This window comes from Pseudomonas sp. SH10-3B, from assembly GCF_019891415.1.
Taxonomy (GTDB): Bacteria; Pseudomonadota; Gammaproteobacteria; order Pseudomonadales; family Pseudomonadaceae; genus Aquipseudomonas.
In genome coordinates, this window is record NZ_JAFLXD010000010.1 from 55,323 (window position 1) to 71,117 (window position 15,795).

Below are 15,795 nucleotides of genomic sequence, written 5' to 3' on the forward strand. Positions count from 1 at the left end.
TGGGAATTTGGGACGCCTTTATCGGAATGGCTCTACTCCTCGATTGGACGTAGCGTTGTGCTCAAGACTGAGGAGCGTGAGCATTCACTAACGGCCAACAGCTGCCGATCATGAAAAGCTGCTTTCGACCCGAAGCGGCCCTCATCACGTTCCAGTATTATCATGCCGATGTCCGAGCTGTTCATAGGTAGGTTGATGTATGGCCAGAAGCGTTAGGCTTCAAAAGAAACTTCATTCAAGGTATCTCATTGAGATAGCTGGAGGGGTGGTGCTTGATGATTGTCTCGTTGAAAAGCTATGGGCGCTCAACAGAGGTGACAAATTTGAGCTGAACTCACACTCCTTCAGTTTTGGACCGGTTCAAAAATACCGCTTGGAATACGTGATAACGAGAGGCCCAATTCCCGGGCATTGGCTCTACAAAGAATTTGACCCCGAGGAGCTGACATTATTTTTTACGGCAAAAGACTTTGTCGGCATTTGCCATGGCTGGACCTTGTTTGACGAGTGACCGCTCAGCATTAGCCTTCTGGGAGGCCGCTATTGGCCCAGAGTGTGTAAAAACGCTTCGTCAAAATTGAAGTGCGCGCGTCTACGTTAAATCTGAAATTTATCGGCACGTCAGCAGATGTGGATTTCGCGTAGAAGCGAGATTTTAAGTCCGGTTTTGAGTACCTGTCGCGCTCAAAAACGTTTTTACACAGCCTCGGCCAGAAGCGGCCACTGCAACATCGTTTGTAGCTGATTGAGGCCTGAATTGCGCAAATATGCATCCAGCAATTGACTTCATCTTGCGAGACCGCCATACCTGATTTTTTCAACGTGGCGAAGGTTGATCTGACAATGGTGCAAGTGGATGCAAACCTGATTTCTGACTGGCAAACATTCCACAGTGTTTTCGCAGAAAAGTTCGGCTTCCCTGGCTTCTACGGTCGCAATATGGATGCCTGGGTTGATTGTCTTTCATACCTCGATGACCCCAGCGCAGAAATGTCATCTATCCACGTTCAAAACGGACAAACGCTTTCATTAGTCATTGACAATGCCCAGAGCTTCAAGCGCCGCTGTCCTGAACAATTTGAAGCGCTTGTGGAATGTGCAGCTTTTGTGAACTGGCGAATCGTGGTTGCTGGCGGCACCCCGCTCGTGGCACTTGCTTTCAATGTTTAAATGCTCGCTCACGTCAATCGATCAACGATTGCGATCGGGCGAAAGTTGACCGTCAGGACAGGATACTATCGGCCAAGAGTGGACGCTCCACCGCCCAACTGATTACGCCTCTTACAAGACAAAGCTGTTGCTCATCTACTGAAGCACTACCGGAGCACTCCGAAGCAATACATAGATCACCGATTTAATACTAAAATGGATTATTATATCTATCTGACATCAGCGATGCATGAGCAGCAAAGGGCGACCTAATGCAAAATATGGAATCACTCAAAGCATTCTTAGAGTTAGCAAAAGTCAGTAAAGCTGCATATGCCAGCCCGATCGCCCACAAGTACCAAAGCTACAAAGGAAAGCCCTTCGATGACCAGAGAATAATTCACGGTTCTATCGGCAGAGGGTTCTGTCGTATCTTCTGGAACACCGAATCGGTAGTAATATGCTTTAGAGGCACTAGAGAAAGTGTTGATTGGCAAATTTCAAATCTACGAGCTTTTCCGGTTAAGTTGCAAGACTGCCCAGAAGCCTCCAATACTCTCGTGCATCGAGGATTCCAAAGAACTCTAAACTACGATGATAAAACCACCAAGCTTCGCAGTCTTGATGCAATACTTCGTTGCCTCGAAGAGAACAGCTTGCTAGATAAAAAAATTGCTATCACCGGGCACTCGCTCGGAGGCGCTCTAGCGATATTATTTGCAGTCAAACTGCGAAGCTCGCACCCTGATAAAGTCAGAGAAAATCTCGAATCAATAATAACTTTTGGATCGCCAGCTGTTGGTCTATCTGCATTCAAAAAACTCTATGGAGAACTGGGCGAAAAAACAGTACGACTGATAAATAGTTCAGATGCAGTCCCTTTCACCCCGCCATTATTCTATCAGCATGTGGGATCTGAAATATGGCTGCAAAATGAAGGAATCTCAACAAATGCTGGCTGGCTTACGCGCCTTGCCAAGGCACTAAAAGGGCCAGCATCGAATTTCTCATCCGATCATTCAATAGTGCAATATATATTGAAGCTAAAAGCTCTTATAAGCGCTCAAACCAATAGTCTGGAAAGATGACTAGCGCCTCTGCCTTCTTGCGCACAGCATGCGCATCCTCTTCTGCATCGTGACGCTTGAAGTTTATACCGAAGTGAGCGGCAAAATTTTCAAGCCCATAACCAGACTGCGAAAATAATAGGGCAAGTGCGCCTAACAACTCCTGCCGTATCAAGCTACTGGCAATCAAGTTAGGTTGTTGAAGAATTTTCACAGGCTCTACGAGTTACAGTTCTGTCGAATGGGGTATGGCTAGCCAATATTTGATTAGAGAAATTGGCTCTCAAGCGGTCATATACTTCCATCCAATGCGGGCTGAACCTCCTGCGATGTGCCCGTAAAGGGCAGTTAGCGAACGGCTACTCCTGGCCGATTGCCGCCAGTCGCGACTAGCCGCTTTCGGACCAGAGTGTGTAAAAACACCCGTACACATTGTCGGCGAGAAGCGTCGCCGGTTGTTTGTCGAAAACTTATCGTCAAATAGCTATTGGTTTAGCCAGGAACGTCTTGGTGGGCTTGACGAGATTTCTTAGCTTGATAAGCGGGCCCTAAAACGACCTGTTCAGGTCAAGGAGACAATCGATCAAAATCATGGTGGCCGGTGCAAGCAGAGGTTTGGGCAAAGCCCTGGTTGAGGGGCTGGGTGAGAATGAGTACACGCTGATTGGGGTCTCCTGTACTGATCCAGTGGAGGAGCCCCTGGAGGAGTAACCATCTCGCCATATGGCCCACGGGAAGTTTAACCTTCAGAGCATTTCTTTCTGTGCCCTCCGCAGAGGATCGCCGTTCCACACGCGTTCATCGGTCTCAAGGATCTGGCTAATCAGGTTGCACACAATCGGTAGCCTCTCATGGCGGCGAAACAAAGCTCCCACCTCTGAAAAAATGGGAGGCGCAGCTATCTGCCTAAAGACCACATTTGGCAGTTGAACAGTTTGAATCAGAACGCTGGGAATGACTGCTATACCAACACCCAGTGCCACCTGTGTCAGCACTGCGACCAGACTTCCGGGAGCCGAACCAATGTATGGATCGAATCTCCCGCGCTTGGCCACTTCACGCAACCCTAACCCTTGTTCAGGTAGCACAAACAACTCGCCAGCAAGCGCACTCGGGCGAATGTCATCAACTGTCTTTGCCAGGATATGGTCCGCTGGCAAAGCGACGCAGAATCGGTCTCGGGCCAAAATATGGCTGGAGATTGCGTCGGGCAAATGCACCGGCATCCGTACAAAGGCCACGTCAATCCGACCGTCCTCGAGAAGTGCCGTGAGCTGCTCGGTAGGGAGTTCCTTGGTGTTCACCATGACGTCTGGCCACTGATTGCGAAAGCGCTTGATCTGGTCCTGGAGTACCCCGAAAAAGGCGGCTGAACCCACGTATCCGATTTCCACTCGGCCAACTTGGCCTCGGCCTGCACGTTGGCCCACGTTAACAGCTCTCTCGAATTGTTCGAGAGTAGCGCGGGCTTCTGTCAGAAACGCTTCCCCAGCTGGCGTCAAAGCGACAGATCGCTTTGTTCTATTAAAAAGCCGAGCTTCTAACAAGCTCTCCACTTCCTGAATCTGCGCAGTGAGAGTTGGGGCAGAAACGCCCAGTTGCTCGGCCGAGCGTGAAAAATGTAGATTTTCCGCCACTGTTACGAAAGAGCGGAGATGGCGAATGTCCATGGCAGCGGAACCTAGTATTCAGTTTTTCTGAATTATAAAGCCATCAAGCTTTGTTGTACTGAATTATTCCCCCTGTTCCAATCATTGGACTCACTACATTAGGAGTTCACCATGTTCCGTCTTCCTCACATCGCGACTGTCTTGGCTCTTTCTGGAACGCTTGCTCTGCTCTCTCTGCCAGCAGCAGCATGGGATTTGCCTAGGCAGCCAGTTCTGACGCTTGCCGCCGCTCAACAGATCCTCACAGCAGCGCAAACACAAGCGCAAAAGGCTGGTTGGCCGTGCGTGATCGCAGTTGTCGATAGTGCTGGTTTGCCTATTCTCCTCGCTCGAATGGACAACGCCGCTGTCCCAGCGGGTGTAGAACTGGCTCCCGGAAAAGCTCGTACAGCCGCTCTGTTCCGACGTCCCAGCGGCGCGCTAGAAGATGCCGTCAACGGCACCCGACCTGCCGCCATCACCGCCCAAGGCTTTGTGCTGATGCGTGGTGGTTTTCCAATCATCATCAACGGACACACCGTTGGGGCTGTAGGGGTATCTGCGGACACACCACAGCACGATGAAGAGATCGCTCAAGCCGGGCTAGCTGCATTCAAATAAACGCCCGTTTCAAAAAGTGCAGTTACCGCTCCCGTTATCAGAAGAGACTGTCATTCCATGAGAAAAGAAGCGGCCATACTGGTTGTCGCGTCGGCGGGCTGTGCCATGACAGTTCTAGATACGAACGTCGTAGGCATTGTTTTGCCAACCATTGCCAGGGATCTTCAGGCATCGTTTGCAGAGGTCGAGTGGGTCATAAGCACCTACGTGCTCTGCTTCGCTGCCCTCCTGCTTCCGGCTGGCTCCATCGCTGACCGATATGGCCGACGACGCGTCTTTCTGTTCGGAATAGCGCTCTTTGCAGTCTCTTCTCTGGCCTGTGGTTTGGCACCTTCAGCGTCAGGCCTTTATCTGGCGCGAGCGGTACAGGGAGTCGGAGCCGCTTTCCTGCTTGCTCCTGCCCTAGCCATCATCGGACACACTTTTCACGATGAAAAAGCGCGCAGCCACGCATGGGCGATATGGGGCGGCATCATGGGGCTCACAATGGTTGTCTCGCCGCTCATTGGTGGAGTGATCAGTAGTTCACTTGGGTGGCGCTGGGCTTTCTATATCAACATCCCAGTCTGCTTATTGCTGGCGGCAGCGGTCGTGATGCTGGTGGATGAATCTCGTGACCCCATTCCGAGAACTCTGGACATCCCGGGAATTGCGCTTTTCGCGCTAGGGATGTTCAGTGCCACATGGGCACTCATAGCCGGTCCCAGTCATGGGTGGTCCAGTATCCCTGTCCTCGTGAGCATAATCGGGGGCGTGCTGTTTTTCGTAGTCTTTGTCTGGGTCGAAAAACGTCGCACCCACCCAATGCTTGATCTCGAATTGTTCACAGCCAGGCCCTTCGTTGGCGCAGTACTCGCGATGCTAGCCTATGCCTCATCTGCTCAAGTCATGGCATCGCTGTTACCGCTCTTTCTACAAAATGGCCGTGGCAACGGAGTACTCCAAGCGGGTATCGCCATGCTTCCATTTGCCATTGCGATGCTGATTTTCCCCCAAGTAGGTAGGCGACTTTCGCCTTACCTCGAGAGCGCGGGTATCCTGGCACTGGGCCTCTTAATCGTTGCACTGGGTAACCTTATTCTGATGTTCGCCGCCATTCAGCAGGGAGAACTATTGCTGATTTCCGGCATGGCTATTTTGGGAACTGGTGGAGGATTGCTGAATGGCGAAACCCAGAAGGCGATCATGGGCACAGTTCCTCGGAGTCGCGCCGGAATGGCATCCGGCATCAGCACCACATCCAGATTCACCGGCATATTGCTGGGTTTCGCCGGGCTGGGAGCGGTACTCGCCAGCGGAGTGAAATCGGCGGTCGAAAGCAGGCTGATAGACGCAGGAGTATCTGCTAAACCCGGATTTTCCGAATACGTGATGGCAGGCGACTTCGAACGTGCTATCGCAATGTATCCCCACGACTTAACCAATACGCTGAATGGGCTCGCTCAGCAGAGTTACAGCCAGGGATTCGCGGGCGCATTTTTGATTGCCGCTATGTTCTCGCTACTCGCATCCGGTGCGGTGTATGTGCTGATGCGTAGCAAAAAAAGGCATAGCCCGAGCCCTGCCATCTAGCCACAGCCCTGCAAAACGTGAGTAAAGATATATGTCGATAAATGAACTGAAAATTGCACACCCAATTCAGGCCGACGCAATTATTTTTGACCTTGACGGTACTCTCGTTGACTCTGCGGACGACATGACAGCGCAACTGAACACAATTCTGATCGAGCGGAATCTTGAGCCAATTTTGGTCGCAACAACTTCATTATTCCTCGGTGACGGAATGCGGTCATTTGCCAGGCGAGCGTTCTACTTGCGTGGAATAAATAACATGGAAGAAGCGATTGATACCTTCATCTCGCGTTACGAACACGCTGACCATCCGATGACAAAACCTTATGAAGGGGTAATTGAAACCCTTAGCGCGTTGCGAGAAGCGGGGTGGCAAATATCTGTCTGTACGAATAAGGACGAATCGATTGCCATCGATATTCTCAAGCAAACCAACCTGTTGAAATTTATGGATGTGGTCTGTGGCGGGGATACCGTGTCCTTTAAGAAGCCTGACCCCAGACACCTGGGTGCATTGGTAGCGCGTGCCGATTACGGAAAGCTCCCCAAGATAATGATCGGAGACAATAGGAACGATTTTGAAGCCGCACGCGGATACGGAATACCGTTTGCTTTTGCCAGTTGGGGCTATGGATCTCTGGCTGACGATTGCAAAGCCGTTAATCTCACAGAATTCAGAGATGTTCTCGACATCGTTGGCTTGCCTGGCGACTGAGCGGCAGCTAAGGATCGACTCCCGTCCTCGTCGGTCTACTAAATTCCGGATTCTTAGCAGGTAGCAAGGTCAGAGGTTTCCAATGGTGTTCATGGTGGATTCCTCCTCCTCAGGAGAGGACAAGGGTGGATCAGGTACAGTACTCCGTCATCGATATTCGTCCCAGAATTGCCGCTCACTGATTTGGCTTCAATTGACTCCGTGCGGCACTGCGCGGAAGGGTTCAGTTGAGTGCTCACGTCACCCTGACGTCTCTCGTATCCCCGAGGATCCGCCCCGCATCTTTTGCAGGGGGTAGCCCGAACACCCGAGCATAATCGCGACTGAATTGCGTGGCACTTTCGTAGCCAACCTCGAAGGCAGCAGCCATGACGCTCTTGGCATTTGCCACCATCAGTGTTCGCGCGTGGAGCAAGCGCACGCGCTTCTGATACTGCAAAGGGCTCAAATTGGTAACAGCCTTGAAATGGCGATGAAATGCCGAGACGCTCATCGATGCTCGTTCTGCCAAGCGTTCTACGCCGATGGGCTTGGCAAAGTCGCGGCGAATCCATTGAATAGCCATGTTAACGCGGGCCATTGCGGTATCAGGCGCTGCGATCTCTCTGAGCATCCACCCATGCGGTCCCTGTAGGACGCGGAAGATGATCTCCCGCTCGTAAACCGGGGCCAAAGCTGCGATGGCATCTGGATCGCCGATCAGTCGGAGCATTCGTATCCAAGCGTCCATCAGCTCGGTCGTAACTGAGGCCACCGAAAAGCCGGGATTACTTTCCAGGCGGACGGCAGGTTTGGGCAAGTCGCCGAATAATGTCGACAGGACTGCCGGATCAAGCGTCAGACTGACTGCCAGATACGGCTCGCCTGATGCGGCGGGATGTACTGAACCCACGGCTGGTAGGTCGATGGACATGACAAAGTAGGTCGCAGGATCATATCTAAGCGTGCGGTTACCCACCGTCATGCTTTTGCTGCCTTGCAGAATCAGATTGATCATGGGGTCATAGACCGCCGCCAGCAGGTGCTCTGGAATCTTGCCCTGAACCATGGCTACGCGCGGGATGCCGGTTTCGGTTCGGCGGTTTTCAGCGCCGGCCGCCAGTGATCTAAGTTCTTTGAGTTGGTTGTCCATGATTAGCATGCTGAAGGTATAACGACTCCTCGTGCAAGCAAAAAGCAGAAACAGGCATGTTTAGAGTAGGAACGGATATGACCCCCTAGGCGCTGATTATTACTCTGGACGCACATTCCAACCACAGAGGAAACCGATATGGGCGTCATCGTGATCACAGGCGGCAGCCGCGGAATCGGTGCCAGTGCCGCCGAGCATATTGCCAAAAAAGGTATGGGCGTCATCCTGACCTATAACGCCAACCCCCAGGCGGCGGCTTCGGTTGTGGAGCACATCAAAGACGCAGGTGGGAAAGCCATAGCGCTCAAGCTCGATGTCTCGGATGTTGGCAGTTTCGAGGCATTTCGCGAATCAGTAGTGGTAGCTCTGCGGGAGACGTGGAATGCCACAACGCTGAGTGGCCTGGTCAACAACGCCGGCTATGGCTTGTTCAACCCGTTGGCCACCGTCAGCGAGGCGCAGTTCGACGACTTGTTCAAAGTGCATCTTAAAGGCCCGTTTTTTCTCACTCAGGTATTGCTGCCGCTGCTGGCGGAAGGCGCCAGTATCGTCAACCTGACCAGCGCCACTACTCGTGTAGCCACCGCCGGAGTTGCACCGTACGCCGCGTTCAAGGGCGGGCTCGAAGTGCTCACCCGCTATATGGCCAAAGAGTTTGGTGAGCGGTACATACGGGCCAATGCTGTATCACCGGGTGCTATCCGTACTGAGCTGGGTGGCGGGTTGAACGACGAGTTCGAAGCGATGCTGGCGGCGCAAACAGCGCTTGGAAGGGTGGGTGAGCCCGAAGATGTTGCGCGGGTTATTGCCATGCTGCTGTCCGAAGAGGGCACTTGGATCAATGCCCAGACTATTGAAGTCGCCGGCGGCTACAACATCTGAGCATACGGGGGGTACACCATGCTTGATCATATTTTTTTGTCGGTAAGCGACATCGCACGCTCTATCAGTTTCTATGAGACTGTACTGAAGCCGCTGGGCATCACCGCGCGTTTAGACTACGACGGCAAGGACGGCCCACCCGGGCATCCAGACCTGAAAGGTTTTGGCAGCAATGGCCGAATGTTTTTCTGGTTGCGTGAAAGTGTATCGAGAGGGCGGGCTGTGCACGTTGGTTTCGTCGCGAACAGCAAGGTAGAAGTTGATGCTGCCTACGCGGCGGCCATAGCGCAGGGCGCCATCGATAATGGCGCGCCAGGCGCCCGCTTACACTACGACCCCGATTACTACTCAGCCAATTTACTGGACCCGGATGGGTACAGCCTGGAATTCGTCTATAAAAAATGGCAACACGTCCAATGAGCACACTTCTGATCTACGGAGCCACGGGCTACACCGGTCGTATGGCGGTCAAGCGGGCAAAAGCGCTTGATCTGAATTTTGAAATCGCAGGGCGCAGCAAGCAACAGCTTGCGATCCTTGCAGCGCAGTTGGACGTGCCATATCGAGTTTTCGATGCTGGCGCAGTTCTCGAAACTGATCTGTCTGGCATCTCGGTATTACTAAACTTCGCGGGGCCATTCGCGCAAACAGCAGAGCCATTGATGAACGCGTGCATCAAGTCTGGGGTCGACTATCTGGACATCACCGCCGAGATCAACGTTTACCGGCTGGCTGAGAGACTGGGCGTTCAAGCCGCTGCCAATAAGGTCATGCTTTTGCCAGGCGTTGGTTGGGACGTCGTCCCCACTGATTCGCTGGCGGTGCAGGTTGCTAGGCGCGTTGAAAATCCGCTCGCAATGAGCATCGCACTTCAGGTCCCAGGATCAATGTCCCGTGGGTCGGCCATGAGCGTTAGTGAGATCATCAGTGCAGGCCTACTCGCAAGGGTGAACGGCGAATTGGTTATGGCGCCCGATGCGACGCCACGGGACTTCGACTTTGGTCAGGGGCCGGTCCTTTGCGCGCCGCTTTCTTTCGGTGACCTGGTCACAGGCTGGCATTCGACGGGCATTCCTAATATCGCGATGTATGTGCATATCGCGGGCGATGCGTTTCCAGAAGGTGATCTGTCGCAACTGCCTGACGGACCCACGGCAGAGCAACGGGATACGCATCGCGCCCGCGCAGTGGTTGAGGTCATAGGCGCTGATGGAGTAACCGCAACGTCTGTGATCGAAACCGTGAACGGCTATTCCTATACGCCATTGGCAGCGGTGGAAGCTGCGCGCCGGGTACTGAACGGTGAGCGGCGCCCGGGATTTGCGACACCGGCCACGGTCTTCGGAGATGGATTTGCCGAGAGCATTGCCGGGACGATAATTACCGACTTCTAACTTGATGCTGGCGATTCAAATGGCCGCTGTACGCTCTGTAGCGGAGGCGGGCGGACTAAATCTCGTAGCATCGCACGCAGACGTCAGGCCAAAAAACCGTGAGTACGCTCGGTTGAATTGCAAGGTACTTTCATACTCCACCGTATTGGTGACCGGCCGCCTCTGGCCCAGAGTGTGTAAAAACGCTTCATCATAATTGAGGTGCGCGCGTCTACGTTAAATCTGACACTTATCGGCACGTCAGCAGATGTGGATTTCGCGCAGATGCGTGATTTCCAGTTCGGTGGTGAGTGCCTGTCGCGCTCGAAATCGTTTTTACACAGCCTCGGCCGATAGCTGTTTGTCACGGAAGGCTTCTTCCGGCCAGGAGCTGTCTGTCGCTCATCAAATTCGGCTATTGGGGTTACGGTGAGTGCTCTGCGGAAGTATTCGCTGAATTGAGGGCTCGAGGGGCCCCCGAGCCTGAGTCGGATTTTCAAATCCTACAATTGAGGTGATCCAAACGTAGAAAATCCATTCCGCAATCGATATAAGACCTCCCGATTTCAGGGGGCTCCAGCAGGTTAGAGATCTAGGCGATGCGGAATTGATGTTGATATAAGCAATTGAAATACATCAGGATATTCGAGGATTTAAAATCCACCTACGCCGGTTAGATTCCGACCTCAGCCTCCACTCTTAGAGACCCCGTAGATTAACGTCTCCGGGGTTTTTTATTGCCCGAAAGAAAAGGTCCGGTACCAACCTTTCGAGCAGGCCTAACTGTCTCCATCCGCATCAGCCCGCGCAGGCGTGATTCCGCTCTCGCTGGGTAAAACGTTGCGCCGTATCCCTTGACGCGCTCTAAGGGTTTTCGACGAGTGACGTGTCTAGATCAATGGTTCTGAGGCTTTTCAGGTTGCCACGGCGCGTCTTGGCGACTACTCTGAAAATGTTCGTATTGTTACGAATAATTTCGGTTGTGACCGTTTTCAGGTCACGCTACTTCAGGATGAGGAACGAAAAATGTTTTCACACGAAGGTCCCGCGATAGAGCTGCTTCTATTCGTTTTTGGTCTGGCGATACTGGTTTTGATCGCTTGGTTTTTTCATCACCAATACGAACGGAAGTCGGGGAAGGGCGTTAAAAAACAACATAATCCTGGCGAGAGCCGCTCAACGTAGAGCTGCTGTCGAACGACCTGATCGAGCCAGTCGGCTGCGGCTGGCTCGCGCCATTCACCGAAGTGACGAATTGGGGGCCGACTACGATTGACGAGTCGAGGCCTCCATTCTTGAGCGTACTGACCTCAATCTTCAGTAGTCAGTCTCGGACCTGCTGATGCGCTGCTCCTTCACTTCACCCGCGTACTTGGCCAGTTTCTCCTGCTGAGTTGCCAGCAACGTACAGACCTTCATCAACGCCACCGCCTCACTCGGCGTTCTGCTGCTGGTTGCCAGGGCTGTCAGCTCAACCACGGACCAGCCGATGACCGCCGCTGCATCTTCCAGGTCGTAAAACAATTCCTGCTGGGCCGTTCTGGGTCCGTCCAGGCCCTGTATCAACTCTTTCATTTCCGTCACTCCGGATTAACTCGCATCAATGAATTGACGTGTATCCACCCCTACACAAACCCTACCAAGACGTTACACGAAACCCGTGACGGACTTCAGTGGCGGCGGTCTTACTTTAAGTACACCCAACCTTGTAAAGCAGAGAGTGTTGTCATGAAGTTGAATTACCTAACCAAGGCGGCTGTTGTTGTCGCGCTGTTGTCGACCTTGTCGGGCTGCTGGATATTCATGCCGCCGGGCGGTGGCGGGGGTGGTGGCCACGGCGGTGGTGGTCATGGTCAAGGCGGTGGCCCAGGGGGCGGTCCGCGTTAACCGTTAGTCAACCAGAGGTGGGCCATGAATTATGGCCCACCTCTTTTTTTGCCCGGGATAAATCCCAGGCAAAGAAAAGCCCGTGATGGGGAGCACGGGCTAAAAGGGATGTTCATTAGGAGCTGGGTTCACCATAAGGCTGTGTGTGTGAAAGGTTTGTGAAAGCGCCTGAGCGATTTGAACCTGGAAGTGTATGCCTCGATCCGTGCCTGGCTGTACGGGGCGCCGGGAGGCATAACCCACTACTGTCGCAGGCATATCACACCGCTCGGAAGCCGCACCATGTTCATGTCTACCAGCCTGCTCTCAGCCTTTGTGCTGTTCGCCTTCGTGTCCTCGATCACCCCAGGTCCGAATAACACCATGTTGCTCGCCTCGGGAGTGAACTTCGGGTTTCGCCGCTCGATGCCCCATGCACTGGGGATCAGTATCGGTTTCATGCTGTTGGTGATTTCGGTCGGCCTGGGACTGGGCGAAGTGTTCAAGGTGTTCCCGTGGGCCTACACGGTGTTGCGCTACGTGGGCGCGGCGTACTTGTTGTACCTGGCCTGGAAGATCGCGACGGCGGGCGGTATGTCCGATAGCAATGATGAGCACGGCAAACCCATGACCTTCCTCGGTGCGGCGGCGTTTCAGTGGGTGAACCCCAAGGCGTGGATCATGGCGCTCGGGGCCATCACCACCTATACGCCGGCTGAGGGCTATGTCACCAACGTGCTGGTGATTGCGCTGGTCTTTGCCGTGGTCAACCTGCCCAGCGTGTGCGTGTGGGTCGGATGTGGCAGCGGCTTGCGTAATGTGCTGCGCGAGCCGCGCTGGTTGAGGCTGTTCAATTGGTCAATGGCCGGGCTGTTGGTGCTGTCGCTGTACCCGATGCTGTTTGCCGGCTAGGCGTCAGACCGGCGAGATGGTCGCCAGCAGGCCGATGCCGATGGTCAGTACTAAAAAACCGAACAGGAAAATCGCCATCTTGGTCATAAGGCCTCCAAAGGGAAGGGGGTGGGGATGTGGGCTATTGTCCGCCCAGACGGCATTTCAATACAGGCGCAGATAGAAAAGAAAAAACCGTATCAGATGCGCTGGGGAGTGTTCTGCCACGGGCTTTTGGGGCCTGTGATTTTTTCAAGATCAGTGCCTGGGACAACCACGGCTTTTCCCCCTAAGATGGCGCCCATTGCATCAACAATAAAAGTGGGCCAACCCTCGATGGAAAGACGCCAGTTCAGCGGTGGCATGAAAGGCAAGAACCTGCGCTACCTCAACGAAACCTCCCAGCCGGCGTCGGTCATCCGCGTCGGCTTCCTGCTGCTTGAACATTTCTCCCTACCGGCCTTCACCCAGACCCTCGACACCGTGGTCACCGCCAACCTGCTGCGCCCTGATCTGTTCGCCACGCGAACCTTCGGGTGTGATGACGGCGAAGTCATCAGCGACCTGGGCCTGGTGATCCGCCCGGATGCACGTCTCGATGCCCCTGCGCTGCAAGGCCTGGATCTGCTGGTGATCTGCGGCGGCTTTCGCACCGAACTCAAGGCCAGCGAGCACTTGATCCAGCTGCTGCGCAGCGCCGCCGAGCAGGGCGTGAGCCTCGCCGGGTTGTGGAACGGCGCATGGTTCCTCGGCCGCGCCGGCCTGTTGCAAGGCTACCGCTGCGCCATCCACCCCGAACACCGCCCGGCCTTGGCGGAAGTGTCCAAGGCCACCCATGTTACCAGCGAACCCTACGTGATCGACCGCGACCGCCTCACCGCGTCGAGCCCCTCCGGTGCCTTCCACATGGCCCTGGACTGGATCAAAAGTCTGCACGACAAAGCCCTGGTTGAAGGCATCGAAGACATCCTGGCCTTCGAAGAGTCGCGCTACCGGCGCATCAAACCCACCGAAAATATCAGCGTCAGCGCGCCCCTGCGCGAAGTGGTCAAGCTGATGGACGCCAACCTCGAAGAACCGCTGGAACTCGACCAACTCGCCGTCTACGCCGGCCGCTCGCGCCGCCAGTTGGAGCGCCTGTTCAAAGAGCAACTGGGCACCACACCGCAGCGCTACTACATGGAACTGCGCGTCACCGAAGCACGCCGGTTGTTGCAGCACACCGAACTGTCACAGGTGGAAGTGCTGGTGGCGTGCGGGTTTGTCTCGCCGAGCCATTTCAGCAAGTGCTACAGCTCGTATTTCGGATATCGCCCCTCCAAGGAGAAGCGGTTGGTCAAGTAAGGTGCGAGGAAATCCAAATAAATGCCGGAGGTCCCGCTGAATCTCCGACTTAGCGCTGTCGCACAGCAAACGGAACCCCCTGTGGCGAGCGGGCTTGCCCCGCGTTGGGGTGCGAAGCGCCCCCAATGAAGGACAAATACGGTCTACCTGATATTCCGCAGAGGCTGGTTTTGGGGCTGCTGCGCAGCCCAACGCGGGGCTAGCCCGCTCGCCACAAGAATGTGTTCGATCAATAAAATGTTTAACCAGTAATAAGAGTGCGCGGCTCTCCTCAAAACCGCTCCAGGCGATACGGCCCTAGCGCCGGCAACCCTGAAAGCGCATGCGTCACCGACGCCAATTGCCCCACCATCTCCGCCGTCACCGCCGCCTGGGTCAGCCCCAGATGCTGATGCCCAAACGCAAGCAGCACCTTCCCGTCACACACCCGATCAATAATCGGCAGCGAATCCGGCAGCGATGGTCTGAATCCCATCCACGGCGTCGCATCTTCTGCACTCAGGTCCTTGCGAAACAGCCCCTGGCTCAACCGATGCAACTCCCACGCGCGTGCCATGTTCGGTGGGCGGTCGAGGCCGGCGAATTCCACCGTGCCGGCCAGGCGCAGCCCGCCTGCCATCGGGGTCATGATGAACTTGCGTTCCAGGGACGTGACGGCAAACGGCAGGCGTTGCTGTTCATGGGGCAGCATCAGGTGATAGCCGCGTTCGGTGTCCAGCGGGACTTTTTTGCCGGTCAGGGCGGCGGTGAGTTTGGCCGAGTGGGCGCCACAGGCGATCAGGACCTGGCGGGCGGCGAAGGTGCCTTGATCGGTGCTCATGGTGACCCCATCGCCTTCAACCCGCGCATCCAGCACCTGGCGTTGGAGGAACTGCACGCCACTGGCCTTGGCCGCATCCACCAATTCGCAGACCAACCGGTAAGGGTCGAGGAAGTGCCCTGTTTGCGGGAAAAACAGGCCGCCCTGGATCCGGGCGCTCAATTGCGGGGCGATCCCTCGAATGGCATCCGCCGACCAGAAATCCACCGGCACGTTTTGCTGCCGCATACGCTGTTGCAACCCATCGATGGCCGCGCGGGCGTCTGAACGTTCGAACACCAGCAGCGAGCCATCTTCGCGCAACAGCTCCGGGCGCTGGATGCTTGCCAGCAACCGTTGCCAGGCGCCAAGGCTCGCTTCATTGAGCGCGCGCAGACCCGTCACCGTGCGCTGGTAACTCGCCGGGCGCAGGTTCAGCAGCAGGCGGATGAACCAGGGCAGGGCGCGCGGCAGGTATTTCCAGTCCAGGCGCAGCGGGCCCATGGGGTCCATGAGCATGGCGGGCAAGCGCTTGAGGATCGACAGGTCGGCGATCGGGAACACCTGTTCGGTCGCCAGGTGCCCGGCGTTGCCGTAGGAGGCGCCCATGCCGGGTTCCAGTTGGTCGATCACCAGCACTTGCCGTCCCTGTCGCGCCAGCTGCAGGGCGCAGGCAACGCCAATGATGCCGGCTCCGATTACGGCGATATCTGCAGGGGCAGGGTCGTGCATCAG

The 15,795-nt window shown here is 55.0% G+C and carries 16 protein-coding genes and 1 pseudogene; 13 read left to right on the forward strand and 4 right to left on the reverse strand.

Annotated elements, in window-relative coordinates:
• The first annotated feature begins 199 nt into the window (after positions 1–199).
• From J1G35_RS10275 to J1G35_RS30890, 4 genes and pseudogenes are all read left to right on the forward strand, one after another.
• A complete protein-coding gene (locus tag J1G35_RS10275) occupies positions 200–511 on the forward strand; it encodes a hypothetical protein (RefSeq protein WP_223014854.1) in 312 nt (103 codons plus the stop codon).
• 311 nt (positions 512–822) lie between these two features.
• Positions 823–1,170: a barstar family protein gene (locus J1G35_RS10280; RefSeq protein ID WP_347709452.1), complete on the forward strand. Its 348-nt coding sequence runs from the start codon at positions 823–825 to the stop codon at positions 1,168–1,170.
• A 251-nt stretch (positions 1,171–1,421) separates the two neighbouring features.
• Positions 1,422–2,237, forward strand: coding sequence for a lipase family protein (locus J1G35_RS10285; protein WP_223014855.1), 816 nt, complete (start codon positions 1,422–1,424; stop codon positions 2,235–2,237).
• A gap of 561 nt (positions 2,238–2,798) precedes the next feature.
• Positions 2,799–2,891: pseudogene (locus J1G35_RS30890) on the forward strand (SDR family NAD(P)-dependent oxidoreductase); the annotation flags it as partial.
• A 71-nt stretch (positions 2,892–2,962) separates the two neighbouring features.
• Here J1G35_RS30890 and J1G35_RS10290 read toward each other — a convergent pair.
• Positions 2,963–3,886 (reverse strand): LysR substrate-binding domain-containing protein, encoded by a 924-nt coding sequence (locus J1G35_RS10290; protein ID WP_223014856.1) that lies wholly within the window; start codon positions 3,884–3,886, stop codon positions 2,963–2,965.
• Between the two features lie 111 nt (positions 3,887–3,997).
• Between J1G35_RS10290 and J1G35_RS10295 the strand changes: the two genes are divergently transcribed.
• From J1G35_RS10295 to J1G35_RS10305, 3 genes are read left to right on the forward strand one after another with little or no spacing between them, the layout of a single operon-like run.
• The gene (locus J1G35_RS10295; protein ID WP_223014857.1) at positions 3,998–4,486 is read left to right on the forward strand and encodes a heme-binding protein; all 489 of its coding nucleotides are present in this window, start codon (positions 3,998–4,000) and stop codon (positions 4,484–4,486) included.
• Between the two features lie 57 nt (positions 4,487–4,543).
• Positions 4,544–6,058 carry an MFS transporter gene (locus J1G35_RS10300; RefSeq protein ID WP_223014858.1) on the forward strand — a complete coding sequence of 505 codons (1,515 nt, stop codon included), beginning with the start codon at positions 4,544–4,546 and terminating at the stop codon, positions 6,056–6,058.
• A gap of 31 nt (positions 6,059–6,089) precedes the next feature.
• Complete coding sequence (locus J1G35_RS10305; protein WP_223014859.1) at positions 6,090–6,773, forward strand: HAD hydrolase-like protein; 684 nt, start codon at positions 6,090–6,092, stop codon at positions 6,771–6,773.
• A 235-nt stretch (positions 6,774–7,008) separates the two neighbouring features.
• On the opposite strand, the gene J1G35_RS10310 is transcribed toward J1G35_RS10305, so the two are convergent.
• The gene (locus tag J1G35_RS10310) at positions 7,009–7,905 is read right to left on the reverse strand and encodes an AraC family transcriptional regulator (protein ID WP_223014860.1); all 897 of its coding nucleotides are present in this window, start codon (positions 7,903–7,905) and stop codon (positions 7,009–7,011) included.
• Between the two features lie 138 nt (positions 7,906–8,043).
• Here J1G35_RS10310 and J1G35_RS10315 point away from each other — a divergent pair, with 138 nt between their 5' ends.
• Genes J1G35_RS10315 through J1G35_RS10325 form a run of 3 tightly spaced genes read left to right on the forward strand, consistent with a single transcriptional unit; the run spans position 8,044 to position 10,181 of the window.
• Complete coding sequence (locus tag J1G35_RS10315) at positions 8,044–8,787, forward strand: SDR family oxidoreductase (protein WP_223014861.1); 744 nt, start codon at positions 8,044–8,046, stop codon at positions 8,785–8,787.
• 18 nt (positions 8,788–8,805) lie between these two features.
• Entirely contained in the window at positions 8,806–9,207 is a 402-nt protein-coding gene (locus J1G35_RS10320) for a VOC family protein (protein WP_223014862.1), read from the forward strand.
• A complete protein-coding gene (locus J1G35_RS10325; protein ID WP_223014863.1) occupies positions 9,204–10,181 on the forward strand; it encodes a saccharopine dehydrogenase NADP-binding domain-containing protein in 978 nt (325 codons plus the stop codon). The genes J1G35_RS10320 and J1G35_RS10325 overlap by 4 nt, the downstream gene beginning before the upstream one ends.
• A 1,296-nt stretch (positions 10,182–11,477) precedes the next feature.
• Here J1G35_RS10325 and J1G35_RS10330 read toward each other — a convergent pair.
• Positions 11,478–11,735: a hypothetical protein gene (locus J1G35_RS10330; RefSeq protein ID WP_053129569.1), complete on the reverse strand. Its 258-nt coding sequence runs from the start codon at positions 11,733–11,735 to the stop codon at positions 11,478–11,480.
• Between the two features lie 153 nt (positions 11,736–11,888).
• On the opposite strand from J1G35_RS10330, the gene J1G35_RS10335 reads away from it, so the two are divergent.
• The 3 genes from J1G35_RS10335 (at position 11,889) to J1G35_RS10345 (ending at position 14,261) form a co-directional block, all read left to right on the forward strand.
• Entirely contained in the window at positions 11,889–12,047 is a 159-nt protein-coding gene (locus J1G35_RS10335) for a hypothetical protein (protein ID WP_167361111.1), read from the forward strand.
• Between the two features lie 282 nt (positions 12,048–12,329).
• Positions 12,330–12,938, forward strand: coding sequence for a LysE family translocator (locus J1G35_RS10340; protein ID WP_090403747.1), 609 nt, complete (start codon positions 12,330–12,332; stop codon positions 12,936–12,938).
• 315 nt (positions 12,939–13,253) lie between these two features.
• Positions 13,254–14,261 (forward strand): GlxA family transcriptional regulator, encoded by a 1,008-nt coding sequence (locus J1G35_RS10345; RefSeq protein ID WP_223014864.1) that lies wholly within the window; start codon positions 13,254–13,256, stop codon positions 14,259–14,261.
• A gap of 271 nt (positions 14,262–14,532) precedes the next feature.
• Here J1G35_RS10345 and J1G35_RS10350 read toward each other — a convergent pair whose 3' ends face one another.
• Positions 14,533–15,792, reverse strand: a complete 1,260-nt coding sequence (locus J1G35_RS10350) for an FAD-dependent oxidoreductase (protein ID WP_223014865.1) — start codon at positions 15,790–15,792, stop codon at positions 14,533–14,535.
• Positions 15,793–15,795: the final 3 nt, after the last annotated feature.

Coding starts and splice junctions, on each gene's coding strand:
- J1G35_RS10275 (WP_223014854.1), top strand. CDS start 200: ATGGCCAGAAGCGTTAGGCTTCAAAAGAAACTTCATTCAAGGTATCTC.
- J1G35_RS10285 (WP_223014855.1), top strand. CDS start 1,422: ATGCAAAATATGGAATCACTCAAAGCATTCTTAGAGTTAGCAAAAGTC.
- J1G35_RS10290 (WP_223014856.1), bottom strand. CDS start 3,886: ATGGACATTCGCCATCTCCGCTCTTTCGTAACAGTGGCGGAAAATCTA.
- J1G35_RS10295 (WP_223014857.1), top strand. CDS start 3,998: ATGTTCCGTCTTCCTCACATCGCGACTGTCTTGGCTCTTTCTGGAACG.
- J1G35_RS10300 (WP_223014858.1), top strand. CDS start 4,544: ATGAGAAAAGAAGCGGCCATACTGGTTGTCGCGTCGGCGGGCTGTGCC.
- J1G35_RS10305 (WP_223014859.1), top strand. CDS start 6,090: ATGTCGATAAATGAACTGAAAATTGCACACCCAATTCAGGCCGACGCA.
- J1G35_RS10310 (WP_223014860.1), bottom strand. CDS start 7,905: ATGGACAACCAACTCAAAGAACTTAGATCACTGGCGGCCGGCGCTGAA.
- J1G35_RS10315 (WP_223014861.1), top strand. CDS start 8,044: ATGGGCGTCATCGTGATCACAGGCGGCAGCCGCGGAATCGGTGCCAGT.
- J1G35_RS10320 (WP_223014862.1), top strand. CDS start 8,806: ATGCTTGATCATATTTTTTTGTCGGTAAGCGACATCGCACGCTCTATC.
- J1G35_RS10325 (WP_223014863.1), top strand. CDS start 9,204: ATGAGCACACTTCTGATCTACGGAGCCACGGGCTACACCGGTCGTATG.
- J1G35_RS10330 (WP_053129569.1), bottom strand. CDS start 11,735: ATGAAAGAGTTGATACAGGGCCTGGACGGACCCAGAACGGCCCAGCAG.
- J1G35_RS10335 (WP_167361111.1), top strand. CDS start 11,889: ATGAAGTTGAATTACCTAACCAAGGCGGCTGTTGTTGTCGCGCTGTTG.
- J1G35_RS10340 (WP_090403747.1), top strand. CDS start 12,330: ATGTTCATGTCTACCAGCCTGCTCTCAGCCTTTGTGCTGTTCGCCTTC.
- J1G35_RS10345 (WP_223014864.1), top strand. CDS start 13,254: ATGGAAAGACGCCAGTTCAGCGGTGGCATGAAAGGCAAGAACCTGCGC.
- J1G35_RS10350 (WP_223014865.1), bottom strand. CDS start 15,792: ATGCACGACCCTGCCCCTGCAGATATCGCCGTAATCGGAGCCGGCATC.